The 26,631-nt window shown below is 64.0% G+C and carries 21 protein-coding genes and 1 pseudogene; 9 read left to right on the top strand and 13 right to left on the bottom strand.

Going from position 1 to position 26,631, the window contains the following annotated elements; translation table 11 throughout:
• Positions 1-83 precede the first annotated feature (83 nt).
• From atpD to AC56QQ_RS04575, 7 genes are all read right to left on the bottom strand, one after another.
• Complete coding sequence (gene atpD, locus AC56QQ_RS04605) at positions 84-1,694, bottom strand: F0F1 ATP synthase subunit beta (protein WP_497125738.1); 1,611 nt, start codon at positions 1,692-1,694, stop codon at positions 84-86.
• Positions 1,695-1,764: 70 nt separating this feature from the next.
• Positions 1,765-2,649: a F0F1 ATP synthase subunit gamma gene (locus tag AC56QQ_RS04600; RefSeq protein WP_489858342.1), complete on the bottom strand. Its 885-nt coding sequence runs from the start codon at positions 2,647-2,649 to the stop codon at positions 1,765-1,767.
• Between the two features lie 32 nt (positions 2,650-2,681).
• A complete protein-coding gene (gene atpA / locus AC56QQ_RS04595; RefSeq protein ID WP_497125737.1) occupies positions 2,682-4,211 on the bottom strand; it encodes a F0F1 ATP synthase subunit alpha in 1,530 nt (509 codons plus the stop codon).
• Positions 4,211-4,771: a F0F1 ATP synthase subunit delta gene (locus tag AC56QQ_RS04590; RefSeq protein ID WP_497125736.1), complete on the bottom strand. Its 561-nt coding sequence runs from the start codon at positions 4,769-4,771 to the stop codon at positions 4,211-4,213. The genes atpA and AC56QQ_RS04590 overlap by 1 nt, the downstream gene beginning before the upstream one ends.
• Positions 4,772-5,017: 246 nt before the next feature.
• Entirely contained in the window at positions 5,018-5,413 is a 396-nt protein-coding gene (locus AC56QQ_RS04585) for an AGROH133_08824 family phage infection protein (RefSeq protein WP_497125735.1), read from the bottom strand.
• 98 nt (positions 5,414-5,511) lie between these two features.
• Positions 5,512-6,207 carry an aspartate/glutamate racemase family protein gene (locus AC56QQ_RS04580; protein ID WP_497125734.1) on the bottom strand — a complete coding sequence of 232 codons (696 nt, stop codon included), beginning with the start codon at positions 6,205-6,207 and terminating at the stop codon, positions 5,512-5,514.
• 50 nt (positions 6,208-6,257) lie between these two features.
• A complete protein-coding gene (locus tag AC56QQ_RS04575) occupies positions 6,258-8,441 on the bottom strand; it encodes a primosomal protein N' (protein ID WP_497125733.1) in 2,184 nt (727 codons plus the stop codon).
• A gap of 90 nt (positions 8,442-8,531) precedes the next feature.
• Between AC56QQ_RS04575 and fsa the strand changes: the two genes are divergently transcribed.
• A complete protein-coding gene (fsa, locus tag AC56QQ_RS04570; RefSeq protein ID WP_091576156.1) occupies positions 8,532-9,188 on the top strand; it encodes a fructose-6-phosphate aldolase in 657 nt (218 codons plus the stop codon).
• Between the two features lie 88 nt (positions 9,189-9,276).
• On the opposite strand, the gene AC56QQ_RS04565 is transcribed toward fsa, so the two are convergent.
• The 3 genes from AC56QQ_RS04565 to leuS form a co-directional block, all read right to left on the bottom strand.
• On the bottom strand, positions 9,277-11,829 hold the full coding sequence (locus AC56QQ_RS04565; protein ID WP_497128883.1) for a DNA translocase FtsK: 2,553 nt from the start codon (positions 11,827-11,829) through the stop codon (positions 9,277-9,279).
• 265 nt (positions 11,830-12,094) lie between these two features.
• A complete protein-coding gene (locus AC56QQ_RS04560) occupies positions 12,095-12,679 on the bottom strand; it encodes an LPS assembly lipoprotein LptE (RefSeq protein ID WP_497125732.1) in 585 nt (194 codons plus the stop codon).
• Positions 12,666-15,290 carry a leucine--tRNA ligase gene (leuS, locus tag AC56QQ_RS04555; protein ID WP_497125731.1) on the bottom strand — a complete coding sequence of 875 codons (2,625 nt, stop codon included), beginning with the start codon at positions 15,288-15,290 and terminating at the stop codon, positions 12,666-12,668. Before leuS ends, AC56QQ_RS04560 begins: the two co-directional genes overlap by 14 nt.
• 155 nt (positions 15,291-15,445) lie before the next feature.
• On the opposite strand from leuS, the gene AC56QQ_RS04550 reads away from it, so the two are divergent.
• The 4 genes and pseudogenes from AC56QQ_RS04550 (at position 15,446) to AC56QQ_RS04535 (ending at position 18,052) form a co-directional block, all read left to right on the top strand.
• Entirely contained in the window at positions 15,446-16,108 is a 663-nt protein-coding gene (locus tag AC56QQ_RS04550) for a YggS family pyridoxal phosphate-dependent enzyme (protein ID WP_497125730.1), read from the top strand.
• Positions 16,109-16,207: 99 nt separating this feature from the next.
• Positions 16,208-16,463 (top strand): annotated as a pseudogene (locus AC56QQ_RS04545) (type II toxin-antitoxin system Phd/YefM family antitoxin).
• On the top strand, positions 16,463-16,864 hold the full coding sequence (locus tag AC56QQ_RS04540) for a type II toxin-antitoxin system VapC family toxin (RefSeq protein ID WP_497125729.1): 402 nt from the start codon (positions 16,463-16,465) through the stop codon (positions 16,862-16,864). Before AC56QQ_RS04545 ends, AC56QQ_RS04540 begins: the two are co-directional and overlap by 1 nt.
• A 138-nt stretch (positions 16,865-17,002) precedes the next feature.
• Complete coding sequence (locus AC56QQ_RS04535; RefSeq protein WP_497125728.1) at positions 17,003-18,052, top strand: aldo/keto reductase; 1,050 nt, start codon at positions 17,003-17,005, stop codon at positions 18,050-18,052.
• 48 nt (positions 18,053-18,100) lie between these two features.
• Here the strand turns inward: AC56QQ_RS04535 and AC56QQ_RS04530 are convergent, their stop codons facing one another.
• Complete coding sequence (locus AC56QQ_RS04530; protein WP_489858354.1) at positions 18,101-19,009, bottom strand: LysR family transcriptional regulator; 909 nt, start codon at positions 19,007-19,009, stop codon at positions 18,101-18,103.
• Positions 19,010-19,135: 126 nt separating this feature from the next.
• On the opposite strand from AC56QQ_RS04530, the gene AC56QQ_RS04525 reads away from it, so the two are divergent.
• Both AC56QQ_RS04525 and AC56QQ_RS04520 read left to right on the top strand, forming a co-directional pair.
• Positions 19,136-20,317, top strand: a complete 1,182-nt coding sequence (locus AC56QQ_RS04525) for an MFS transporter (protein WP_497125727.1) — start codon at positions 19,136-19,138, stop codon at positions 20,315-20,317.
• Positions 20,318-20,383: 66 nt separating this feature from the next.
• Positions 20,384-21,418, top strand: a complete 1,035-nt coding sequence (locus AC56QQ_RS04520; protein ID WP_497125726.1) for an aldo/keto reductase — start codon at positions 20,384-20,386, stop codon at positions 21,416-21,418.
• Positions 21,419-21,726: 308 nt separating this feature from the next.
• Here the strand turns inward: AC56QQ_RS04520 and AC56QQ_RS04515 are convergent, their stop codons facing one another.
• A complete protein-coding gene (locus tag AC56QQ_RS04515) occupies positions 21,727-21,999 on the bottom strand; it encodes an usg protein (protein ID WP_091576148.1) in 273 nt (90 codons plus the stop codon).
• Between the two features lie 304 nt (positions 22,000-22,303).
• Here AC56QQ_RS04515 and acs point away from each other — a divergent pair, with 304 nt between their 5' ends.
• Together acs and AC56QQ_RS04505 are read left to right on the top strand one after the other, a co-directional pair.
• Complete coding sequence (gene acs / locus AC56QQ_RS04510; RefSeq protein WP_497125725.1) at positions 22,304-24,259, top strand: acetate--CoA ligase; 1,956 nt, start codon at positions 22,304-22,306, stop codon at positions 24,257-24,259.
• On the top strand, positions 24,259-25,008 hold the full coding sequence (locus tag AC56QQ_RS04505) for an MOSC domain-containing protein (RefSeq protein WP_497125724.1): 750 nt from the start codon (positions 24,259-24,261) through the stop codon (positions 25,006-25,008). The genes acs and AC56QQ_RS04505 overlap by 1 nt, the downstream gene beginning before the upstream one ends.
• A 1-nt stretch (position 25,009) precedes the next feature.
• On the opposite strand, the gene AC56QQ_RS04500 is transcribed toward AC56QQ_RS04505, so the two are convergent.
• On the bottom strand, positions 25,010-26,278 hold the full coding sequence (locus AC56QQ_RS04500) for a class I SAM-dependent methyltransferase (RefSeq protein ID WP_497125723.1): 1,269 nt from the start codon (positions 26,276-26,278) through the stop codon (positions 25,010-25,012).
• Between the last annotated feature and the right edge of the window lie 353 nt (positions 26,279-26,631).

Genomic DNA, 26,631 nt, shown 5'->3' with positions numbered 1-26,631 from the left:
AGGCAGTAGTAAGTGGTCCTGACCGGCCCACATCACGCAGCTGCTATTCCCTACCCGCTACTGACTACTCCCTATTCCCTGAATTAAGCCGCTTCAGCCGCCAGGCGCTGTGCCTTCTCGACCGCTTCCTCGATGCCGCCGACCATGTAGAAGGCAGCTTCGGGAAGGTGGTCGTAATCACCGTTGCAGAGGCCCTTGAAGCCCTTGATGGTGTCGGCGAGGTCGACCAGCTTGCCCGGCGCGCCGGTGAACACTTCGGCGACGAAGAAGGGCTGCGACAGGAAGCGCTCGATCTTGCGGGCGCGGGCCACCGTCTGCTTGTCCTCTTCCGACAGCTCGTCCATGCCCAGGATGGCGATGATGTCCTGCAGCGACTTGTAGCGCTGGAGGATCGACTGCACCTGGCGCGCGACGCCATAGTGCTCGTCGCCGACGACCAGCGGGTCGAGCATGCGCGAGGTCGAATCCAGCGGATCGACAGCCGGGTAGATGCCCTTTTCGGCGATGGCGCGGTTCAGCGTCGTCGTCGCGTCAAGGTGGGCGAACGAGGTCGCCGGCGCCGGATCGGTCAAGTCGTCGGCCGGCACGTAGATGGCCTGCACCGAGGTGATCGAACCCTTGGTGGTGGTGGTGATGCGTTCCTGCAGCGCGCCCATGTCGGTGGCGAGCGTCGGCTGATAGCCCACGGCCGACGGGATACGGCCGAGCAGAGCCGACACTTCCGAACCCGCCTGCGTGAAGCGGAAGATGTTGTCGACGAAGAACAGCACGTCCTGGCCCTGGTCGCGGAAATATTCCGCAACCGTCAGGCCGGTCAGGCCGACGCGGGCGCGCGCGCCCGGCGGCTCGTTCATCTGACCATAGACGAGTGCTGCCTTGGAGCCTTCGCCGCCGCCCTTCTTGTTGACGCCGGATTCGATGAACTCGTGATAAAGATCGTTGCCTTCGCGGGTGCGCTCGCCGACGCCGGCGAACACCGAGTAGCCGCCATGCGCCTTGGCGATGTTGTTGATCAGTTCCTGGATCAGCACGGTCTTGCCGACGCCGGCGCCGCCGAACAGGCCGATCTTGCCGCCCTTGGCGTAGGGCGCCAGCAGGTCGAGCACCTTGATGCCGGTGATCAGGATCTGGGCTTCCGTCGACTGCTCGACATAGCTCGGAGCCGGCTGATGGATGGAGCGCATTTCGATCGCGTCGACCGGGCCTTCTTCGTCGACCGGCTCGCCGATGACGTTGATGATGCGGCCGAGCATGCCCGGGCCGACCGGAACGGTGATCGGCGCGCCGGTGTCGCGCACTTCCTGGCCGCGCACCAGACCTTCGGTCGAGTCCATGGCGATGCAGCGCACGGTGTTTTCACCCAGATGCTGGGCAACTTCGAGCACCAGGCGGTTGCCGACATTGGTGGTCTCAAGCGCGTTCAGGATCGCCGGCAGGTGATCGCCGAACTGCACGTCGACGACGGCGCCGATGACCTGGCGAACCTTGCCGACGACGCCTGTCGCCTTGGGGGCCACCGCCGATGTCCTGGCCGCGGCGGCCTTTGCGGGTGCTGCCGCCGTCTTTGCCGGAGATACCTTGGCCGGAGCCGCCTTGGCTGCCGCTGCCGGAGCCTTTGCCGCCTTCACGGGGGCTGCGGTCTTCGCGGCTGCGGCCTTGGGGGCCGCCGTCTTGGGGGTCGCTGCTTTCGCCATCGTCTTTACCCTTTTTCGTCCTTTGTTTCTCACGCGGTCCGGTCGCGGGTCGATGACCCGCGAACCGCGACTAGAGCGCCTCGGCGCCCGAAATGATTTCGATCAGTTCCTTGGTGATCTGCGCCTGCCGCTGACGGTTGTAGGTGATCGACAGCTTGTTGATCATCTCGCCGGCGTTGCGCGTCGCATTGTCCATGGCGCTCATCTTGGCGCCCATTTCGCCGGCCGCGTTTTCGAGCAGTGCCCGGAAAACCTGCACCGAGATGTTGCGCGGAATGAGGTCGGAGAGGATTTCGCCCGGCTCCGGTTCGTATTCGTAGACCGCGTTGCCGCCATCCACCGCCTCTGCGGGAGCGGAGGCGAGACCGGCCGGAATGATCTGCTGCGTGGTCGGGATCTGGCTGATCACCGACTTGAACTGCGAATAGAACAGCGTGCAGATGTCGAAGCCGCCCTCGTTGAAGAGGTGGATGACCTTCTTGGCGATGGCATCGGCATTGACGAAGCCGAGCGTCTTGACTTCACGCAGGTCGACGCGGTCGAGGATCATCGATGCATAGTCGCGGCGCAGGATATCGAAGCCCTTCTTGCCGACGCAGATGATCTTGACCTGCTTGCCGTCGGCCAGCAGCTTGCGGATATGGTCGCGGGCAAGGCGCGCGATCTGCGAATTGAAGCCGCCGCACAGGCCGCGCTCGGCGGTGCAGACGACGAGCAGGTGCACGTCGTCCTTGCCGGTGCCGGTCATCAGCGCCGGGGCATCGCCGCCGCCGCCGATAGCCTGGGTGATGTTGGCCAGCACGGAACCCATGCGCTCCGAATAGGGGCGCGCCGCTTCCGCGGCCTCTTGCGCACGGCGCAGCTTCGCCGCGGCGACCATCTGCATCGCCTTGGTGATCTTCTGCGTCGCCTTGACCGAGGCGATACGGTTACGAAGGTCTTTTAGTGAAGGCATGCTTCAAACCTGATCCCGTCGTCCGGCTTCGTTCAAGCAAAGGTCTTGGCGAAGGCGTCGATTTCCGCCTTCAGCTTGGCGCGCAGATCGTCCGACAGCGCCTTTTCCTTGCGAATGGCCTCGAGCACATCCTTGCCGGCCGCGCGCATGTGGCTGAGCAGGCCATGCTCGAACTTGCCGACCTGGTTGACCGGCAGCTTGTCGAGATAGCCATTGACGCCGGCGAAGATCACCGCGACCTGCTCTTCCGTCTTCAGCGGCGAGAACTGCGGCTGCTTCAGGAGCTCGGTCAGGCGCGATCCGCGGTTGAGCAGGCGCTGCGTGGCGGCGTCGAGATCCGAGCCGAACTGCGCGAAGGCCGCCATTTCGCGGTACTGCGCGAGCTCGCCCTTGATCGAGCCGGCGACCTGCTTCATCGCCTTGACCTGCGCGGCAGAGCCGACGCGGCTGACCGAGAGGCCGACGTTGACGGCGGGACGGATACCCTGGAAGAACAGATTGGTTTCCAGGAAGATCTGGCCGTCGGTGATCGAGATCACGTTGGTCGGGATATAGGCCGAAACGTCATTGGCCTGCGTCTCGATGATCGGCAGGGCGGTCAGCGAACCGGCGCCCATGTCGTCGTTGAGTTTGGCGGCGCGCTCGAGCAGGCGCGAGTGCAGATAGAAGACGTCGCCCGGATAGGCTTCGCGGCCCGGCGGACGGCGCAGCAGCAGCGACATCTGGCGATAGGCGACGGCCTGCTTCGACAGATCGTCGTAGCTGATCAGCGCATGCATGCCATTGTCGCGGAAATATTCACCCATGGTGCAGCCGGCGAACGGCGCCAGGAACTGCATCGGCGCCGGATCGGAAGCGGTGGCGGCGACGATGATCGAGTATTCGAGCGCGCCGCGCTCTTCCAGCACCTTGACGAACTGCGCGACGGTCGAGCGCTTCTGGCCGACGGCGACGTAGACGCAGTAGAGCTTTTCCTTCTCGGGGCCGTTGTCGTGCACCGACTTCTGGTTGAGCATCGTGTCGAGGATGATGGCGGTCTTGCCGGTCTGACGGTCGCCGATGACCAACTCGCGCTGGCCGCGACCGACCGGGATCAGCGCGTCGATGGCCTTGAGGCCGGTCGACATCGGCTCGTGCACCGACTTGCGCGGGATGATGCCGGGCGCCTTGACGTCGACGCGCTTGCGCTCGACTGCCTTGATCGGGCCCTTGCCGTCGATCGGGTTGCCGAGCGCGTCGACGACGCGGCCGAGCAGGCCGGGGCCGACGGGAACGTCGACGATGGCGCCGGTGCGCTTGACGATGTCGCCTTCCTTGATGTCGCGGTCGGCACCGAAGATGACGACGCCGACATTGTCGGCTTCGAGGTTGAGCGCCATGCCGCGGATGCCGCCGGGGAATTCGACCATCTCGCCGGCCTGGACGTTGTCGAGGCCGTAGACGCGGGCGATACCGTCACCGACGGACAGCACCTGTCCTACTTCGGAGACCTCGGCCTCCTTGCCAAAATTCTTGATCTGGTCTCTCAGAATTGCGGAAATTTCCGCGGCGCGGATGTCCATCAGCCGACCTCTTTCAGTGCAAGCTTGAGCGAATTGAGTTTGGTTTTGAGCGACGTATCGATCTGGCGCGAGCCCATCTTGACCACCAGCCCGCCGAGCAACGACGGATCGACGGTGACGGAAATGGCCACATCCTTGCCGGCAACGCTCTTCAGCGCCGCCTTGAGTTCGGTCTGCTGGCCGGCGGTCAGCTCATGAGCCGACGTCACTTCGGCAGCAGTCTCGCCACGATGTTCGGCGGCGATCTGGCGGAATGCCCTGATCATGCCGGGGATGGCGAACAGCCGGCGGTTCCTGGCGACGACGCGCAGGAAATTGCCGGTGAGGCCGGTGATCTTGGCCTTGTCGGCGATCGCCGCGATAGCCTTGGCCTGGTCCTCGCTGGAAAACACCGGGCTGTTGATCAGCCGGGTAAGATCGGCGCTGCCCGCGAGCATCGCTTCGAAACTGTTGAGGTCGGCCTCGACCTTGGCGATGGAATTTGCCTGCAGCGCGAGTTCGAACAGCGAACCCGCATAGCGTTCTGCGACACCTGAGATTGGCGATGACGATTGGGCCACGGACCGTCTTTTCTCTTGTCTGACAGGCCGCAGATTGTTGGCGCGAGCGAAAACTCTGGCTAAATCTTTGACCTTACTGCATTTTTTCGAGCACGGAGGCGCGGCTTCCGCTATCCCCGGCCGAAAGTCGATTGCCGTCTAGCACAGGCATTTTAAGACCGCAATGCGTCGTTCCGCATGGTTTTCAGGCACTATTGTCGCATCCGGCGAAAGTCACCCGTCTTGCGCCCCGGAATAGCTAAGGATTCAAGGCACAAAGCCGAAGGCGAAGGCGAGCGGCAACGCCGCCAGCGCCAATTCCACCACGATGGAGAGCCAGTTGAAAGGCGTGTTGGCGCCGTCCGACATCATCGACAGCAGCCGGCCGAAGGCGGTGAACAGCCAGGAGAAGCCAAGCGTCATGTAGATCAGCGGCTGCGCAAGCAGGATGCAGCACAGGCCGACGCCGAGATAGAAGCCCGACATTCTGCCGCGCCCTTCGGCGATCGCCGCCGCCTTCTCGGGCTTGACCTGCAAGCGCAGGACACGGAAGGCCAGGGCCGGTGCCAGAAAAAACAGCAGGCCGAGCAATGCGGTGACGACGGCGCTCGACCAGGCCAGCCATTCGCCCTGGCTCATCGGCCATGGAAACGCAAAATCCATCTTGTCCCCTCGAAATGCCTGCTTTGAAATTCCGTGCATTCTAGCCAAGGCGCAGACATGCGCCAGATAGGCATGGGCGATTTTCGAGCGGAGGCCGGTCAGCCCAGCGCGAACTCGACCGCCGCTTCGACATGGATGCGCGTCGTGTCGAAGACCGGGATGTCGAAGTCCTGCTGGCCGATGAGCATGGTGATCTCGGTGCAGCCCATGATGACGCTGTCGGCCGCCTCGTCGCGCCGCAAGCGTTCGGTCTCGGCAATATAGGCCGCCTTCGAGGCTTCGGCGACGACGCCCTGGCACAGTTCCTCGTAGATGACGCGATGCACCATGTCGCGCCCGGCCGCATCGGGCACGACGGGCCGCAGGCCGTGCTTGTCGGCGAGGCGGCCCTTGTAGAAATCCTGCTCCATGGTGAAGCGCGTCGCCAGCAGCGCCGGGCGCTGCATGCCGGCGCGCTTGACCGCCACCGCGGTGGCGTCGGCGATGTGGATCAGCGGGATGGATACGGACGCCTGCACCTGATCGGCCAGCCTGTGCATGGTGTTGGTGCACAAAAGCAGGCCTTCCGCGCCGCCCGCCTCGAGCTTGCGCGCCGCTTCGACGAGAAGCACGACGGCGCCGTCCCAGTCGCCATGATGCTGCCGCTCGGCGATCTCGGCGAAGTCGAACGACCACAACAGCAGCTTCGCCGAATGCAAGCCGCCCAGGCGCTCGCGCACCATCTCGTTGAGCAGGCGGTAGTAGATGGCGGTCGATTCCCAGCTCATGCCGCCCAGAAGGCCAAGGGTTTTCATGTGATCTTCCATCTCTCGCCGGCTTGCGGCCTATCGCTGATATCGCGACCCTACAAGAAGCTCTGCGGGTCGATGTCGACCTGCACCCGGACCGAGCCGCGCTGCTTCGGCCCGTTGGCCAGCATGGCGCGGATGAAGCCTTGCATGTCGGCGCGCTTTTCGCCCTGGATCAGCAGCCGGAAGCGGTGACGGCCGCCGAGCAAGGACAGCGGCGCCTCCGCCGGCCCAAGCACGAACAGATCCGTTGCCTCGGGCGCGGCGCGGCGCAGGCCGCGTGCGTGGCCCTCGGCTTCCGCTCGCGTCACCGCGCTGACGATGACGCCGGCGAGCCGGCCGAAGGGCGGCAGTGCCGCCCGCTCGCGCTCGGCGATCTCGCGTTCGTAAAACGCCTCGGCATCGCCGGAGACGATCGCCCGCATCACCGGATGATCGGGCTGGAAGGTCTGCAGCAGGCCAAGGCTCTTCTTGCCGGTGCGGCCGGCGCGGCCGGTCACCTGGCTGAGCAGCTGGAAGGTGCGCTCGGCGGCACGCGGATCGCCATTGGCCAGGCCGAGATCGGCATCGACGACGCCGACCAGGGTCATGTTGGGGAAGTTGTGGCCCTTGGCGACGAGTTGTGTACCGATGACGATGTCGGCCTCGCCATTGGCGATCGCCTCCAGCTCCAGCCGCAGCCGCCGCACGCCGCCCATCAGGTCGGACGACAAGACGATGGTGCGCGCGTCGGGGAAATGCGCGACGACCTCTTCGGCGATGCGCTCGACGCCCGGCCCACAAGCCACCAGATGATCGAGCGTGCCGCATTCCGGGCAGGCCTCGGGGCGGCGTTCATTGTGCCCGCAATGATGGCAGACCAGCTGGCCGCGGAAGCGATGCTCGACCAGCCAGGCCGAGCAGACCGGACAGCCGAAGCGATGGCCGCAGACCCGGCACAGCGTCAGCGGCGCATAGCCGCGCCGGTTGAGGAACAGCAGCGACTGCTCCTTCCTCGCCAGCGTCTGGCGCATATGGTCGAGCAGCACTGGAGACAGGAAGCCGCCGCGCGCGGGCGGCGCGCGCCGCATGTCGATCGCCTTGAGGTGCGGCAGCGCCGCCTCGGCGAAGCGGGCGGCGAGCACGGCCCTGCTGTATCGACCCTGCTGGGCATTGACGCGGCTTTCGACCGATGGCGTCGCCGACGCCAGCACGACCGGAAAGCTGCCGATATGGCCACGCACCACCGCCATGTCGCGCGCATTGTAGAAGACGCGGTCTTCCTGCTTGTAGGCAGGGTCGTGTTCCTCGTCGACGACGATCAGGCCAAGCTCCTTGAACGGCAGGAACAGCGCCGAACGCGCGCCGGCGACGACACGCACGCCGCCCTCCGCCACTTGCCGCCACACCCGTTCCCGCATCCTCGGCGGCAGGTCGGAATGCCATTCGCCCGGCTTGGCGCCAAAGCGTTGCTGGAAGCGTTCGAGAAAGGCATGCGTCAGCGCGATCTCCGGCAGCAGGATCAGCACCTGCTTGCCCTGGTCGAGCGCGGCCGCCACCGCCTCGAAATAGACCTCGGTCTTGCCCGAGCCGGTGACGCCGTCGAGCAGCGCGACATTGAACACGCCGGCTGCGACATTGGCGCGCAGCATCAGCGCCGCGTCGCTCTGGTCCGGCATCAATTCCGGCACGGCATAGCCGGAATCGGGTGCCGCCACCACCGGTCGCGGCGGGATCATCACCGTCTCGAACACGCCTTGCGCCTTCAGGCCGTCGATCACCGTCGACGATACGCCAGCCGCATGGGCGAGACCCGACCGCGTCCAGGCAAGACCGCCTTCGGCTGTCTCCAGCACGCGCTCTCTCGCCCCCGTCATCCGATCGGGTGCGATGGGGGTGCGTTGCAGCCCCTCGATCCACGGTTCGGGATCGAAGGCCTCCGGCGCCCTGAGCAGCATGCGCGCCACCATGCCCGGCGGCGACAGCGTGTATTGCGCCACCCAGTCGACGAAACGGCGCATCGCGCGGTCGATCGGCGGGCAATCGAAGACCTGCTCGATGGGGCGCAGCTTTCTTGCGTCGATATTCTCGACGGCGCCATCCCAGACGATGCCGGCGACCTGGCGCGGGCCGAGCGGCACGCGCACGATCGAACCCGGCACCACACGCATGCCTGCAGGCACGGCGTAGGTGTAGGGGCGTTCGGCGGGCATCGGCACCAGCACCGGTGCGGCCGCGACAAAGGGCGAATCTTCGATCATGAGGCGTGACCTTGCCCCGACTTTGGTCTAGATCAAAGCGCAACGCTGAACGTGCCCTTGTCGGCACGACGAAATCGTCAGGAGACCGCCATGAAATTTTTTGTCGACACCGCCGACATCAAGGATATCCGTGAGCTGAACGATCTGGGACTGCTCGACGGTGTCACCACCAACCCGTCGCTGATCCTCAAATCGGGCGGCAAGATCGCCGACGTCACCAAGCAGATCTGCGATATCGTCGAAGGTCCGGTCTCGGCGGAAGTCGTGGCGACCGAGTACAAGGACATGATGGCGGAGGCCGAGGTGCTGGCCAAGATCGCGCCCAATGTCTGCATCAAGGTGCCGCTGACGCTCGACGGACTGAAGGCCTGCAAGACGATCCGCACCCAGATGAACCGCATGGTCAACGTCACGCTCTGCTTCTCGGCCAACCAGGCGCTGCTCGCCGCCAAGGCCGGCGCCTCCTTCATCTCGCCCTTCGTCGGCCGCGTTGACGACACCGGCTCGGATGGCATGGAGCTGATCCAGGAGATCCGGCAGATCTACGACAATTACGACTTCCAGACCGAGATCCTCGTTGCTTCGGTTCGCACCGTGAACCATGTCAAGCAGGCCGCACTGATCGGCGCCGATGTTGTCACGGCCCCGCCGGCAACGCTGAAGGCGCTGGTCAAGCATCCGCTGACCGACAAGGGCCTGGAGCAGTTCCTGGCCGATTGGGCGAAGACCGGCCAGAAGATCGGCTGAAGCCAGTCGCCGCTTTGACAAAAAGGCCGGGAAACCGGCCTTTTTTCATATGCGCTTCCAGGTCCCGCATCGCCAGAGGCGCTGCCGCTCAATCGGTGCCGTCATCGTCAGGAGCGCTCACCTGCTGGCGCCGGCCCATGATGATCTCGCGTTTGCCGACATGGTTGGGTGCGCCGACCAACCCTTCCTTTTCCATGCGCTCGACCAGGGACGCGGCGCGGTTGTAACCGATGCCCAGGCGGCGCTGGATGTAGGACGTCGAACACTTCTTGTCGCGCACCACCACCTTGACCGCCTCATCGTAGATGGCATCGCTGTCTTCGGCTGCAACGGATCCCTTGTCGAAGACGGCGCCCTGGTCGTCCTCGGTTTCTTCCTCATCCTCGTCGGCTGTCACGGTTTCCAGATATTCAGGCCGGCCCTGCGCCTTCAGATGCGCCACGACATGCTCGACCTCCGCGTCGGAAACAAAGGGTCCATGCACGCGGGAAATGCGCCCCCCGCCCATCATGTGCAACATGTCGCCCTGGCCGAGCAGCTGTTCGGCGCCCTGCTCGCCCAGGATGGTGCGGCTGTCGATCTTGGATGTCACCTGGAAGGAAATCCGGGTCGGGAAGTTCGCCTTGATCGTGCCCGTGATGACATCGACCGAGGGGCGTTGCGTTGCCATGATCAGGTGGATGCCGGCGGCGCGCGCCATCTGCGCCAGGCGCTGGATGGCGCCTTCGATCTCCTTGCCGGCAACCATCATCAGATCGGCCATCTCATCGACGATGACGACGATGTACGGCATCGGCGCAAGGTCGATTTCCTGCTGCTCGAAAAGCGGTTCGCCAGTGCCCTTTTCGAAGCCGGCCTGCACGGTCATGACAACCGTCTCGCCCTTGTCGCGGGCGGCGGCGGCGCGCTCATTGTAGCCGTCGATGTTGCGCACGCCGAGCCGCGCCATCTTGCGATAGCGATCCTCCATCTCGCGCACCGCCCATTTGAGCGCGGTGACGGCTTTTTTGGGATCCGTGACGACGGGGGTCAGAAGATGCGGGATGCCGTCATAGACCGAGAGTTCGAGCATCTTTGGATCGACCATGATCAGCCGGCACTCTTCCGGCTTCAGCCGGTAAAGCAAGGACAGGATCATGGTGTTGATGGCAACCGACTTGCCGGAACCGGTGGTGCCGGCGACGAGCAGATGGGGCATCTTCGCCAGCTCGGCGATGACCGGCTCACCACCGATCGTCTTGCCGAGACAAAGCGCCAGCTTGCAGCTGGTCTTGCGAAAACCCTCCGATTCGATCAGCTCGCGGAAATAGACGGTTTCGCGCGTTTCGTTCGGAAGTTCGATGCCGATGACGTTGCGGCCAGGCACGACGGCAACGCGCGCCGAAATCGCCGACATGGAGCGGGCGATATCATCGGCGAGCCCGATGACACGGGAGGATTTGACACCTGGCGCCGGTTCGAACTCGTAGAGCGTGACGACCGGGCCCGGGCGAACATGAATGATCTCGCCGCGCACGCCGAAATCCTCGAGCACGCTTTCCAGCAGATCGGCGTTCTGCTCCAGCCGCTCCTGCGACATGTAGAAGCCTTGTCCCTCCGGCGGCTGCTGCAACAGCTCTTCCGAGGGAAGCTCATAGGGGCCGCCAGTCGTCGTTGACACAATTCTGCCGGCCATGGGCAGTGGCGAAGATACGCGCACGACCGGAACCGGCACGGTCTCTTCCGGAGCCGGCATGACTCGTACCGAAATGGCGTTGCTCGCAACGGCAGGAATTGCGACCGCCGGCTGCACCGAGGCTTCGTTCGAATTGGCCGGGCGGACGTCCGGCAAGGCTGACGGCGCTTGCGAGCCTGGCAGGCATTCAATGACGCGGAACGACGAGGTGAGATCGGCCTTTGGCGTGGCACGAACGTCGACCTGTTCGGCAACCGGCGCGGCTGTGCGCCGAACCGGGACGGCGCGCGGCGCTGGTGACGGACCTTCGATCATGTAAGGCGCCATGACCTCGAAAAAGACGTGATCCGACAGATAGGGCCAACGCACATTTTCGCGACCGGCTGTCTTGACCGCCGCCGCCGTTCTCTGGGCAGACGCCGCGGGTGCTGGTGCGCGTGCCGTCGTGGCCATCCTCGGACCCACCGGCGCAGCCCGCGCCTTTTCGCCGGCAGGCTCTGGCGGAACGGATCCCGTGGCCGGCGCCGGCGGTCTTTCACGCATCATGGCCCTGTTGCCGGCAGGCGGCCGGGCCGCGTCCAAAGCGGGGCTTTTCATCGGCACCGACAATGGCGAGGCTGCGTGGGATGCCGCAGCCTCGGTGGATTGTGCGCTTCCCTGCCGCGCCGGCGGCGCCTGTGCTTCGCTTTGCTCGACGGCAATCTGGTCGATCTGCGGACGGCGCGTGTTGGCTTCGTAGTCTGGCGTGCGCGTGAACCGCACATTCGGCGCCAGGAAGAAATAGTCTTGCCAGGCAGGGCTTTCGTTGCCGCAGAGATCAACAAACCGCGGGGAATGGCCGGCCCTGGCTGCGCCAGCCTGCCGGCCATCCACCTTGTCGCTCATGCCGTTGAACCGCTCACCCTCGGGATCATCGGGCGAAGCTGTATTCGATGAATTGACCCGAGGAAAACGCTTGGATTCCATTCTCAAGACTCACTCCGAAACATCCTCCGAGCAATAGGGAGCGAGTGGTTAACAGTTGCTTCCCGTCGGCTCCGCCGGAGCGACCGAGCCGCATCTTTCGCAGCGATGGCGGACGATCGGATTCGGGCCGCTGATCGTCACCCACGATCAACCACTCATCCACAAGCGTAGGGCCAGAAGAAGAGCCGAAGATCTGGCTCTTGGCCATCGCAAAGCGACCCGAGCACCAAGATCGAGATTGCGTTTCCGTGAAACGAAGAGGGCGCTAGCCGGCTGTCTTGCCGTGCCTGACCAGGTCCTGGGCGATGGATAGCTGCAGCGCTTCGGCCAGTTCGCGCGCGGCGCGATTCTCGGCGTCGATCTGCGCCCGGTACGAGGCGAATTCCTGACGCGGCCTGTCGAAGGACGAAGTGATCGAGCGCTTGCCGGATGCGATCGCCGCCCCGGTACTCGCATCGTGCAGCAAGTAGCTGGCGGTCAGCGTCACGGAACCGGCGGTCGGCTCGTCCTGATCGGTTCCAACTTGCACAAGTGCCGAGGATTCGACGGCTTCGGTCACACTGAGATCAAGCGAATACGCGGGCGAGGCTGGTTCGCCGGCGCCGCGTCCAAATCCGAAGATCAAATTGTTGCGCACCTGCTGGGCGTACCGCGTCCTGACTGGCTTGATGCCGATCGACGCCAACTCGGCATTGGCGCTGGTGTTCGAGCCGGCAGACAGCGGCGCGTTCGAATAGAGCGGGTGCACCGTGCAGGCCGAGACCAGCGCAAGCGAGCCGATCAGGCCGGCAAGCGCGATCTGGCGCAGCACGCGGCTCACGTCTGTCTTCTCCGGATCAGGCAACGACATTGACGATCCTCTGCGGCACGATGATCACCTTGCGCGGTGCCTTACCTTCGAGCGCTTTCTGCACGAAGTCGAGAGCCAATACCGCTTTTTCGACCGCACCTTGGTCCGCGTCGCGGGCAATTGTCAAATCCCCCCGCTTCTTGCCGTTGACCTGGATCGGATAGGTGACTTCGTTGTCGACGACCAGCGCCGGATCGAAGACCGGCCATGGCCGTTCGGCGACCAGATCGGTGCCACCAAGCGTTTCCCAGCACTCCTCGGCCAGGTGCGGCATGACCGGCGCGATGAGATGCACGAGGATCTCGACGGCCTCGCGGCAGGCGCCCCGCAGCGCCGGATCGGCCTTGCCTTCCGCCACTTCGTTGAGCGGTGTGGTCAGCGCATTGGCCAGTTCGTAGATGCGGGCGATGGCGCGGTTGAAGGCGAGTTTTTCGATATCCTCGCCAACCGCCTTCAGGATCTTGTGCGCGGCCTTCGAGACCACTCCGGCCTCGCCGGCACCAGCCGCCCCGGGCTTGATGCCTGCCAGCGTTTCGGCCGCCATCGACACCAGGCGCCAGATGCGCTGGATGAAGCGATGCGCGCCGGCGGCGCCATCGTCGGTCCACTCGACATCGCGCTCGGGTGGCGAATCCGACAGCATGAACCAGCGGGCGGTATCGGCGCCGTAGCCGTCGGTGATGTCTTCCGGGCTCACCGTGTTCTTCTTCGACTTCGACATCTTCTCGAGCGGGCCGATGGTGACGGCCTCGCCGGTGGCGATGTCGAAGGCGCGGCGTTCGCCGTCGACGCCCTCCAGCCGCACCTCGGTGGGCGCCAGCCAGCGGCCATTCGATGCCGAGCCGACGCGATAGGTTTCGTGCACCACCATGCCTTGCGTGAACAGGCCCTTGAACGGCTCGGCCAGATCGACATGGCCTGTTTCGCGCATGGCGCGGGTGAAGAAGCGCGAATAGAGCAGGTGAAGGATCGCATGCTCGATGCCGCCAATATACTGGTCGACCGGCAGCCACTCATTCGCCGCCTTGGGATCGGTCGGCTCATGCGCCCAGGGTGCCGTGAAGCGGGCAAAGTACCATGACGAATCGACGAACGTGTCCATCGTGTCGGTTTCGCGCCGCGCATCCTTGCCGCATTGCGGGCATTTGACGTGCCGCCAGGTCGGATGGCGGTCGAGCGGATTGCCGGGCCGGTCGAACTCGACATCGTCGGGCAGCCTGACCGGCAGATCGGCCTTCGGCACCGGCACCACGCCGCAACCCTCGCAATGGATCATCGGGATCGGGCAGCCCCAGTAGCGCTGGCGCGAAATGCCCCAGTCGCGCAGGCGGAAATTCACCTTGCGCTCGGCCATCGGCCGGTTGCCGATGGTCTTCTGCTCCAAGAGCTTCGCGACCTCGTTGAACGCCTTCTCCGGCTTCATGCCGTCGAGGAAGCGTGAATTGATCATCACGCCGTCGTCGACATAGGCTTCCTCGGTAATCTGGAAGGTCTTCGCATCGGCACCCTCCGGCATCACCACCGGGATCACCGGCAGGCCGTATTTGTTGGCGAAGTCGAGGTCGCGCTGGTCGCCCGACGGGCAGCCGAAGATGGCGCCGGTGCCGTATTCCATCAGCACGAAATTGGCGACATAGACCGGCAGCGTCCAGCGGTCGTCGAACGGATGGACGACGCGGATGCCGGTATCGAAACCCTTCTTCTCGGCCGTCTCCAGCGCCGCCACCGAAGTGCCCATGTGGCGGACTTCGTCGATGAACTTGGCCAGCGCCGGATTGTCCTCGGCCGCCTTCTTGGCCAGCGGATGATCGGCGGCGACAGCCATGAAGGAGGCACCGAAAATGGTGTCGGGCCGCGTCGTGTAGACTTCCAGCTCATGCTCGCCGGCGATCGGGGCGGCCAGCGGCCAGCGGATCAGCAGGCCTTCCGAACGGCCGATCCAGTTCTGCTGCATCAGCTTCACTTTTTCCGGCCACTCGTCGAGACCGTCGAGCGAGTCCAGCAGGTCCTGCGCAAAGTCGGTGATCTTGAAGAACCACTGCGTCAGTTCGCGCTGTTCGACCAGCGCGCCCGAGCGCCAGCCACGACCGTCGATGACCTGCTCGTTGGCGAGCACGGTCATGTCCTCCGGGTCCCAGTTGACCTTGGAGGATTTGCGCGTCACCAGCCCCTTTTCGACGAAATCGAGGAACAGCATCTGCTGGCGGTGGTAGTAGTCGACGTCGCAGGTGGCGAATTCGCGCGCCCAATCCAGCGACAGGCCCATGACCTTGAGCTGCTCGCGCATGGTGGCGATGTTCTGGTAGGTCCATTCCTTGGGATGGACCTTGTTCTGCATCGCCGCGTTCTCGGCCGGCATGCCGAAAGCGTCCCATCCCATCGGGTGCAGCACGTTGAAACCCTTGGCCCGCTTGTAGCGCGCCACCACGTCGCCCATCGTGTAGTTGCGGGTGTGGCCGATATGGATGCGCCCGGACGGATAGGGGAACATCTCCAGCACATAGTATTTCGGACGCGGGTCGTCGTTGTTCGCCTCGAACAGCTTTTTGGCGTCCCAGGCCTTCTGCCATTTGGGCTCTGACGCGCGCGGATTGTATCGTTCGGTTGCCATTGGATGTTTTTCACTTAAAAGCAGGCGCGGACCGCGGGCGACAGCTCGGCGGTTCAGGGAATGTGGTCCGGGTGTTCACCATGGTTTGGCAAACCCGTCAACCATATGGGCATCGCGTCGGGTAAAAACGCGGGTCAAAACAGCGGGATTTGCATATGGGCGACGCCGTTCAGCAGTTTTTCGCGGTCAAGACGAAGATCGCCGCCGCCGAGCACGAGGCTGGTCGCGAAGCCGGCGCGGTGACGCTGGTCGCGGTCTCCAAGACCTTCGATGCAGCCGACATCCAGCCCGTCATCGAGGCCGGCCAACGCGTCTTCGGCGAAAACCGCGTGCAGGAAGCACAAGGCAAATGGCCGGCGCTGAAGGAGGCATTCCCGGATATCGAATTGCACCTGATCGGCCCGCTGCAGTCCAACAAAGCCAAGGAAGCAGTGGCGCTGTTCGACGTCATCGAGACGGTCGATCGCGAGAAGATCGCCGCCGAACTCGCCAAGGAGATCGCCCGGCAAGGCCGGGCGCCAGAACTCTACGTCCAGGTCAACACAGGCTCCGAGCCGCAGAAGGCCGGCATCGAGCCACGCGACGCCGTCGCCTTCGTCGCCCGCTGCCGCGATATCCATGGCCTCGCCATCGAGGGCCTGATGTGCATCCCGCCGGCCGATGAAAACCCCGGCCCCCACTTCGCCTTGCTCGAGAAGCTCGGCAAGGAAGCCGGCGTCGCGAAACTGTCGATGGGCATGTCTGGCGACTACGAGACGGCGATCGCCTTTGGCGCCACCAGTGTCAGGGTCGGTTCGGCGATTTTTGGCAGCCGGTAGTCCCGGCAAGTCTGTTTAGGCAGCAGTTCCAGAGCCACATTCCTTGCTGCCTCACCGCTTCGATGCTATATCTAGCCAAGCTAGCTAGGAAGCATTCTTATGAACTGGCATCTTCAGGACGCAAAAAACAAATTTTTCGAAGGTGGTTCAGCGCGCGCGCAGCGAGGGACCGCAGACGGTGACCCTGCGTGGCGAACGCGCCGCGGTGGTGCTCTCTGTTGAAGACTATGACCGTCTGTCGGGAAAGAAGAAGTCGCTGGCCGCATATCTTCTGACCGGTCCTGTCTGGGACGATGATTTCGCCGAGGAGGTCAGCCGTCGCCCGGAGACGATGATCCGGGATGTCGATCTCTGATGTATTTGCTCCACACGAACATCGTTTCGGATGTGCAGAGGCGGCTGCCCAAGCCGACGGCATGGCTGGCTTCTATTGATCCGGACTCCCTCAATCTCAGCGTCATCACCATTGGCGAGATCGAACGTGGGATCGTCAAGCAGCGCAAGGTCGATGCCGAACGGGCCACGCGTCTCGATCTTTGGCTGCGGGAACTTCGTCGCGACAATGCCGACCGCATTCTCGCTGTGACGGAAGAGGTGGCGTTGGCGTGGGGACGTATCTCGGCTGGGCGAACCCGTGGCAGTGCGGACACGCTCATCGCGGCCACCGCGCTTGTCCATGATCTCATTCTTGTGACGCGCAACGTCACCGATTTCGATGATACAGGCGTGACTGTGCTCAACCCCTGGGACGACTAACCTATCCCGCCTGCGTCTCACCTTGACCCATGCCAGCATCTTTGGGCCAATCCCGAGGCATCATTGCGCCAACGGTTGAAACGAAACGTACCGTTCCTATTTGTTTTGTGCCATCTAAAATTCTCCTGGAGCTCTGCCATGCGTTACAACCAGCTTGGAAACACGGGGATGTTCGTCTCCGAACTCTGCCTCGGCACCATGACCTTCGGCGCCGCCGGCGAAAATGCCCAATGGGGCCTGATCGCCAGCCTCGACCAGAAGGGCGTCAACGAAATCGTCGCCCGCTCGCTCGCCGCAGGTGTCAATTTCTTCGATACCGCAGATGTCTACTCCTTCGGCGAGTCCGAACGGCTGCTCGGCCAGTCGCTCAGGGATCTCGGTGTCGACAGACGGAATGTGGTCATCGCCACCAAGGTCCATGGCGCCATGGGCGAAGGCCCTAATCAGCGCGGCTCCTCGCGCGGCCACATCATGGATTCGGTCGACGCCAGCCTTGAACGGCTGCAGCTCGACCATATCGATCTCTATCAGCTGCATGGCACTGACACGGTGACGCCGATCGACGAGACGCTGCGGGCGCTGGACGACCTGGTTGCCAGTGGCAAGGTCCGCTATGTTGGCGTCTCCAACTGGGCGGCATGGCGCATCGCCAAGGCGCTCGGCATCGCCGACCGCAAGGGGTTCGCCCGCTTCGAGACCGTCCAGTCCTATTATTCGATCGCCGGCCGTGACCTCGAACGCGAGATCGTGCCGCTGCTCAACGAGGAAAAGCTCGGCCTGATGGTGTGGTCGCCGATGGCCGGCGGTTTGCTGTCGGGCAAATACGGTCCCGGCGCGCCCGGTAATGGCGAGGGCCGTCGCGCCAGCTTCAACTTCCCGCCGGTCAACGAGGACCGTGCCCGGGCGGCCGTCGCCGTCATGCGCGAGATCGCCGCCAAGCATGGCGTCAGTGTCGCCACGGTGGCGCTCGGCTATGTCCTGGCCAAGCCTTTCGTGATGAGCGTCATCATCGGCGCCAGCCGCATGGAGCAGCTCGAACAGAACCTTGCCGCGACTGAATTGAAACTCGGCACGGACGATCTCGCCAAGCTCGATGCGGTCAGCGCCTTGCCAGCCGAATATCCCGGCTGGATGTTGGAGCGCCAGGCAGCGGGCCGGCGCCCGGCGCCGTTCACGCCGAAGGCATAGCGCCCCGCCAATGATGACATCCCGGGAGCCCGTCGGCTCCCGGGATGGTCAGGTCAGCCGCACGTTCTCGCCAAGAAAATCGAGAAAGGCGCGTACCCGCGCCGGCAGGTGACGGCCCTGGCCGACATAGACGGCGTGGGTAACCTCTTCGTCGCCCGGGTTGAACGCCTCCAGCAGCGGCACCAGCCGTCCGGTGGCGATGTCGGCCGCCACATGCCAGCGCGCCAGCCTGGAGATGCCGGCCCCGGCCAACGTCATCAGCCGCATAGCTTCGCCATCGCCGACAAGCGCATTGCCCGTGATGGGGATGATGACCGCGGCGCCAGCCGCATCGACAAACGGCCAACCGTCAATATGGCGGACAAAGCCGAAGCCCATGCGGTTATGGCGCTCCAGTTCGGCAAGTGTCCGCGGCGTGCCATGCGCCTCGAGGTATGAGGGCGCGGCAACGACCACCACCGGGCTTTGCCCAAGCTTGCGCGCCACCAGCCGTGATTCGCCAAGCGGCCCGGCACGAATGGCGACATCGGCGCGTTCGGCCATCAGGTCGATGACACTGTCGGTCAGCACCAGATCGACCGAGATTTCCCTGTAGCGTTCGAGGAAGCGCGGCAGCAGCGGGATCAACCGGTGCACGCCGAATGGCACGTAGGTGTTGACGCGCAGCCGCCCGCGCGGCGCCGCACCCGCCGCCGCCTCGCGCTCGGCTGCCGCCATGTCGGCCAGGATGCGCAGGCCACTTTCATAGAACGCGGTGCCTTCCGGCGTCATCTGCAGGCGACGTGTCGAGCGGCTGACCAGCCGTGCGCCAAGCCTGGCCTCCAGCCGCGCAATCAGCTTGCTGACCGCCGACGGCGTCATGCGCAACTCGCGCGCCGCGGCGGAAAAGCTGCCCGCCTCGACGACGCGCACGAAGACTTCGATCTCGCCGGAGCGGTTGATGTCGGATCTCGCCATCTGTGAATCTATTTCACAGAAAATGTGCCCAACGCAAGTCTGGTTCACAGTGCATGGGGACACGATCTTTCGGGTCGGGGCGCGGGTTGGGACAAGGCGCTCTTCGTCGTCGAAGTGGAAACCGCCATGCCTCTAGCTCTCTACGCCCTCGCCGCCGGTGCCTTCGGCATCGGTGTCACCGAATTCGTCATCATGGGTCTGCTGCTTGATGTCAGCAAGGATCTCGGCGTCTCGATCTCGGCCGCCGGCCAGCTCATTTCGGGATATGCGCTCGGCGTCGTCATCGGCGCGCCCTTGTTGACCATCGCCACCGGCAACTGGCCACGCAAGACCGTGCTTCTGGCGCTGATGGCGATCTTCACGCTTGGCAATCTCGCCTGTGCACTGGCCCCCGACTACTGGACGCTGATGGGCGCGCGCGTCATCACCGCCTTTGCCCACGGCACCTTCTTCGGCGTCGGCTCCGTCGTCGCCACCGGACTGGTGGCGCCCAACAAGAAGGCCTCGGCGATCGCCCTGATGTTCACCGGCCTGACCATTGCCAACATCCTCGGCGTTCCCTTCGGCACCTGGCTCGGCCAGGCTTTCGGCTGGCGGGCGACCTTCTGGGCGGTCACCGTGGTCGGCCTGGCGGCCTTCGCCGTTATCCTGGCTCTGGTGCCACGCAGCCGGACGGCTCCTGAAAAGAGCGACCTGCGCGCCGATCTCGCCGTGCTGCGCCGCACGCCCGTCCTGCTCGGCCTCGCCACCACCGTGCTCGGCTACGCCGGCGTCTTCGCCGTCTTCACCTACATCGCCCCGTTGCTGACCGAGATCAGCGGCTTCCAGGAAGCGGCCGTGTCGCCGATCCTGCTCGTCTTCGGCGGCGGTCTCATCGCTGGCAATCTCGCCGGCGGCAAGGTCGCCGATCGCTGGCTGGTGCCGGCCGTGCTCGGCAGTCTCGTGGTGCTGGCGTTGGTGCTGGCAACCATGAGCTTCGCCATCCACAGTCGGGTCATGGCCGTCATCTATGTCGGTCTGCTGGGCGCCGCCGCCTTCGCCACCGTGGCGCCACTGCAGATGTGGGTGCTGGAAAAGGCGCAAGGTGCCGGCCAGAGCCTCGCCTCATCCTTCAATATCGCTGCCTTCAATCTCGGCAATGCCGCCGGCGCCTGGCTTGGTGGCGCGGTCATCGCCCATGGCCTCGGCCTTGGCGCGCTCCCCTGGGTCGCCGCCCTGCTGCCGCTCACGGCGCTCGCCGTGGCGTTGCTGGCGCTGCATCTCGATCGCCCTGCCACGCTCGGCACGCCTGCTTCCGTCCGGTCGTGACATTCAGCCGGCAAAGCCAGACCGCTTTTCAACATCCCTTCCTTCCACACCAGCAGGAGCAGAAAAATGGACTATCGACGTCTCGGCGCATCGGGCCTGAAAGTGCCGGCGCTGTCATTCGGCGCGGGAACTTTTGGCGGCTCCGGGCCGCTGTTCGGCGCCTGGGGCAACAGCGACGCCACGGAGGCGCGGCGGCTGATCGACATCTGCCTCGAAGCCGGCGTCAACCTGTTCGACACCGCCGACGTTTATTCGAACGGCGCTTCGGAACAAGTGCTCGGCGAAGCCATCAAGGGCCGCCGCGATGCCGTGCTGATCTCGACCAAGACCTCTCTGCCGATGGGCGACGGGCCGGCCGACTACGGCTCGTCGCGTTCGCGGCTGATCAGATCGATCGAAGACGCCCTGAAGCGTCTTGGCACCGACTACATCGACTTGCTGCAGCTGCATGCCTTCGACGCCGGCACGCCGATCGAGGAGGTGCTGTCGACGCTGGACGAGCTCGTGCGCGCCGGCAAGCTGCGCTATGTCGGCGTCTCCAACTTTTCCGGCTGGCAAGTGATGAAGTCGCTTGGGCTGGCCGACAGGCACGGCTACCCGCGCTATGTCGCGCATCAGGTCTACTATTCGCTGGTCGGTCGCGACTATGAGTGGGAGCTGATGCCGCTTGGCCTCGACCAGGGCGTCGGCGCCCTGGTCTGGAGCCCGCTCGGCTGGGGCCGCCTGACCGGCAAGGTCCGCCGCGGCCAGGCTTTGCCGGACAAGAGCCGGCTGCACGACACGGCAAGCTTCGGGCCGCCGGTCGAGGACGAGCATCTCTACCGCGTCATGGATGCCCTTGACGCGGTGGCCGAGGAAACCAGCAAGAGCGTGCCGCAGATCGCCATCAACTGGCTCCTGCGGCGCCCGACCGTCTCCTCGGTCATCATTGGTGCCCGCAACGAGGAGCAGCTACGCCAGAACCTCGGCGCCGTCGGCTGGACGTTGACGCCGCAACAGATCAAGAAACTCGACGCGGCGAGCGAAGTCACCGCGCCCTACCCGTATTTCCCCTACCGCCGCCAGGAAGGTTTCGCGAGGCTCAACCCGCCGGCGGTCTGATTAGGTCGCGATCCTACGTTTCGGGATCATCATAGACATTGGGGAGTAGCCGAAGCGCCCTCAACTTCGTCATCCACGGGCGGAGCAGCCGCAAAGCGGCGTCGCGAAGACCCGAGGATCCATGCCGTGAACTTGGTCGAAGATCGCGGCGGAGCAGAATTCTGGACCGCCACGGCGCTCGGAAGTCGCGGCATGGATCCTCGGGTCTGCGCCGCGTCGCTACGCTCCTTGCTCCGCCCGTGGATGACGAAGTGATGGGCGTTTCCGCCAATCACTTCCGGTCGACAAAAATGCCTGCGCTACAGCCCCTAATGCAGCACGAACTCGCCATCCACCTTGCGCCATTCGTTCGGCGCGATCAGCTTCTGGTGCGTGTAGCTGACTGAATGCAGTGGTCCGTCGAGCCTGGCCTTCCAGAATTCGATGAACCGGATCAGCACCGGAAACTTCGGCGCCAGGTCGTAGTCCTGCCAGATGAAGCTCTGCAGCAGATGCGGATGGTCGGGGAAATGATAAAGAATCTTGGCCGTGGTCAAGCCGTAGCCTTTGAGCATCAGGTCCATTTCGGAATGGTCGCGCATGGCGGTCCCCAGGTTGATTCTCCTTTCCTCCCAACGCGCGATTGTGCGCGCCGTTGCTTAACTGTCTATTGATTTTTCCTGATCGTCAGCGGATTTTCCGCGCAAAAACATGCAGTTAGCAGCGGCCTTCGTCGAGTGCTGACAGCGTCTTAGAGCGCGCCTGCGGCATCCCGCCACGCGAATCCAACGTCTAATGTTGCCGTCACCGCGGAACTGGTAATAATGCCGCCGAATTCGCGGCCGCGTCGCCGTGATCCCCGCCGGCGTTTCAAGCCGGCGGTTTGGTTCGGGAGGAAAGTGAAAAATGTCCGATGTGCATGTCCATCGCGTCCAGCCGGCGTGGAAGAAGAACGCGCTGATCGATAATGACACCTACCTGAAATGGTACGCCGACAGCGTCAAGAACCCGGACAAGTTCTGGGGCAAGCACGGCAAGCGCATCGACTGGTTCAAGCCCTACAGCAAGGTCAAGAACACCTCCTTCGACGGCAAGATCTCGATCAAATGGTTCGAGGACGGGCTGACCAATGTTTCCTATAACTGCATCGACCGGCACCTGAAGAAGCGCGGCAACCAGACCGCCATCATCTGGGAAGGCGACAACCCCTACGACGACAAGAAGATCACCTACAACGAGCTCCACGAGCATGTCTGCCGCCTCGCCAATGTGATGAAGAAGCACGGCGTCAAGAAGGGCGACCGCGTCACCATCTACATGCCGATGATCCCGGAAGCCGCCTATGCGATGCTCGCCTGCACGCGCATCGGCGCGATCCATTCGATCGTCTTCGGCGGCTTTTCGCCGGACGCTTTGGCCGGCCGCATCGTCGACTGCGAATCGACCTTCGTCATCACCGCCGATGAAGGCCTGCGCGGCGGCAAGGCCATTCCGCTGAAGGAGAACACCGACAAGGCGATCGACATCGCCGCGAAGAACTTCGTCATGGTGAAGAACGTCCTTGTCGTGCGCCGCACCGGCGGCAAGGTCGGCTGGGCGCCAGGGCGCGACGTCTGGTACCACGACGAGGTCGCGACGGTGAAGGCAGAGTGCAAGCCGGAGAAGATGAAGGCGGAAGACCCGCTGTTCATCCTTTACACCTCCGGTTCGACCGGCAAGCCGAAAGGCGTGCTGCACACCACCGCCGGCTACCTCGTCTACGCGTCGATGACGCACCAATATGTCTTCGACTATCATGACGGCGACATCTACTGGTGCACCGCCGATGTCGGCTGGGTTACCGGCCACAGCTACATCGTCTACGGTCCGCTCGCCAATGGCGCCACCACGCTGATGTTCGAAGGCGTGCCGAACTATCCGTCGCAGGCCCGCTTCTGGGAAGTCATCGACAAGCACAAGGTCAACATCTTCTACACCGCGCCGACGGCGCTGCGCGCGCTGATGGGCGCAGGGGACAGCCATGTCACCAAGACCTCGCGCAAATCGCTGCGCGTGCTGGGTTCAGTCGGCGAGCCGATCAATCCGGAAGCCTGGGAGTGGTATTTCAACGTCATCGGCAACGGCAAGGTGCCGATCGTCGACACCTGGTGGCAGACCGAGACCGGCGGCATCCTGATCACGCCGCTGCCGGGCGCGACCGACCTCAAGGCAGGCTCGGCGACACGGCCCTTCTTCGGCGTCCAGCCGCAGCTGGTCGACGGCGAAGGCAAGGTGCTGGAAGGGGCGGCCGACGGCAATCTGTGCATCACCGATTCCTGGCCTGGCCAGATGCGCACCGTCTATGGCGATCACGAGCGCTTCGAGCAGACCTATTTTTCCACCTACAAGGGCAAGTACTTCACCGGTGACGGCTGCCGCCGTGACGCCGACGGCTATTACTGGATCACCGGCCGCGTTGACGACGTCATCAACGTCTCCGGCCATCGCATGGGTACGGCGGAAGTCGAATCCGCGCTCGTCAGCCACGACAAGGTTTCCGAAGCCGCCGTCGTCGGTTACCCCCACGACATCAAGGGCCAGGGCATCTATTGCTACGTCACGCTGATGGCCGGAGCGCCGCCCAGCGAGGAACTGCGCAAGGAGCTTGTCGCCCATGTCCGCAAGGAGATCGGCGCCATCGCTTCACCCGACAAGATCCAGTTCGCGCCCGGCCTGCCGAAGACACGTTCCGGCAAGATCATGCGCCGCATCCTGCGCAAGATCGCCGAGGACGATTTTGCCGCGCTTGGCGACACCTCGACGCTGGCCGATCCGGCCGTCGTCGACGATCTGATCGCCAACCGGCAGAACAAGAAGGACTGATGCGGGACGAGGCTTTGCTGGGCACTGTAAGCGAGCTCTGGCGCTATCCGGCGAGTTCGCTTGCCGGCGAGCGCCTGGAGGCGATCTCGATCGAGGTCGAAGGCATCGTCGGCGACCGCATGTTCGGCCTGGTCGATGCCACCGACAATGAGATCGCACGGCCGGATCGAGATGCGAAATGGCATAAAGTGCCACGCATCCGCACCCGGCTGACAGGCAACCGCGAACTCGAAGTGGCCGTGCCGGGCGGCGATTGGCTGCCGGCCCCCGGCGCCGAAAGCGATCGGTCAGTATCGGACTATCTCGGCATCGAAGCCTCGATCCGGCCGTTTCGCAGGGAGTACGCTGCCGCCGGCTACTCCGGCCCGCTGACGACGGAACGCTATCGCAAGGCTCCGATCCACCTTCTGACCACGGCGTCGCTGGCGCGGCTAGAGACGCTGCATCCGGAGGGGGCCGCCGACCCGCGTCGCTTTCGGCCGAACATCGTCGTCGACATGGCTGCGGTGGAAGGCTCGTTTCCGGAGACGGAATGGATCGGCCGCAAGCTCGCGATCGGCGAATTGCTGTTGACCATCTCAGAACCCTGCCGCCGCTGCGGTTTCACCATCATCGCCCAGGATGGCTTCGATCACGACCCGGCGGTCCTGCGCAATCTGGTTCGCCACAACGCGCACAATCTCGGCGTCTACTGCATGGTCGATCGGCCGGCCAACGTCGAGGTCGGCGACGCGATGCGCTTCTTGTAGGCTACCGGTACAGATCCGCCCGCGTCGGCGGCAGGCCGCTCGGGCCGCGCGCGCGCCTGGTGGCGACAGTCTGGAAAATCTGCGCCGAAGCGCGTTCGAACGTGATCGAACAGCCTGTCAGGTAGAGCAGCCAGAGACGCGCCTTGGCCTCGCCGACCTCGGCGATCGCCTCGTCGAATCGTGCATGAAGGCGCTCGGCCCACAGCCTGCAGGTGCGCGCATAGTGCTCGCGCAGATTCTCGACGTCGTGGACGAGGAAGCCGTGCGCCTCGAGATTGCCGAGCGTCATGCCGATCGTGTCGAGTTCACCGCCGGGGAAGATGTATTTGATCAGCGCCTTGTATTCCGGCCCCTTGCGCAGGGTCTTCTTCATGTCGCCCTTGCTGCGCCTGGTGATGGCGTGGTGCAGATAGATGCCACCCGGCTTCAGCAGCCGGTGGATGGTGGAGAAGTAGGCGGCATGGTTGGCGAGCCCCAGATGCTCGAACATGCCGACCGACGATATCTTGTCGAAGGTGCCAGTGAGCTCGGCGTAGGATTTTATCTCGATGGTGATCTTGTCCTCCAGCCCCTCGGCGCGAATGCGCTCACGGGCAAGTTTCGTCTGGGCTTCAGACAGCGAGACGCCGTGGCCGGTGACGCCATAATTCTTCGCGGCATGGATCAGCATCGCTCCCCAGCCGCAGCCTATGTCGAGCAATCTTTCACCGGGCTTCAGCCGCAGCTTGCGGCAGATGTGGTCGAGCTTGTCGGCCTGCGCCTCATCGATGCCGTTGGCGAAATCCTTGAAGTAACCGCAGCTGTAGACCATGCGTTCGTCGAGGAAGAGCCGATAGAAGGCGTTCGAGATGTCATAGTGGTGCTGGATCGCCTCCTTGCTCGATCCGCTGACGAAAGGGTTTCGTCCGGCAAGATCGACCCGCGTTGTCATCTGCTTTCTCGAAAACAGAACTGCGGGCAAGTCGCGCAGGATCGCCAGTTTCGGCAGTGCCTTGAGTTTCGACCTGAGCTTGCCTTGCGAAGGCAGGGCGTAGAAATCAAACAGCGATCCGTCTTCGACATCGACCGCCTTGGAAATCCACATCTCGATCAGCGTCGAGAAGGAGGGGCGGCGAATGATCTGCCAGGCAATATCCTGGTCGTTGATGGTGAGCACCGGGCCGGTGGCGGGGCCAATCCTCTCGCCGGTCCACAGCTTGACCGCAAAGCCCGGCTTCAGCGTTTCAACGACCGTTCGAACGATCCGCGCGGCCTTGTCGGTGGCGTCCATGCTTCCTCCCGAAGCGAGGGCAACACTGTTGTCTCTTTGCCCCTGAACTGCAAGCCGGCCCGTCTGGAAAGACACGCCACCCGGCTTTTTGAGGGTGACGCCTTGCCATTTTCCAAATGACACCCCATCATCTGTGCGTGTTCAACAAATCGAAAGGAGGTGATCCGATGTCGAGTGATTTCGTTTTCCAGAACGTGGCCTCAGCGGATTGCACTTTCGGGAAGCAGTCTTCCCGTTAAGGCGCGAGATGCGCGGCGGGTGACCTCACGGGTCGCCGGCACAGGCCGCGCCATGGACGGAAACACGGAAGGCCGCCGGCTTCGAAAGAAGCGGCGGCCTTTTCCTTTGCCGAA

The sequence above is a fragment of the Mesorhizobium sp. RCAM 05099 genome (assembly GCF_059683685.1).
The sequence above is the reverse complement of the archived record's forward strand: the minus strand, read 5'-3'. Positions and strand labels throughout refer to the sequence as shown.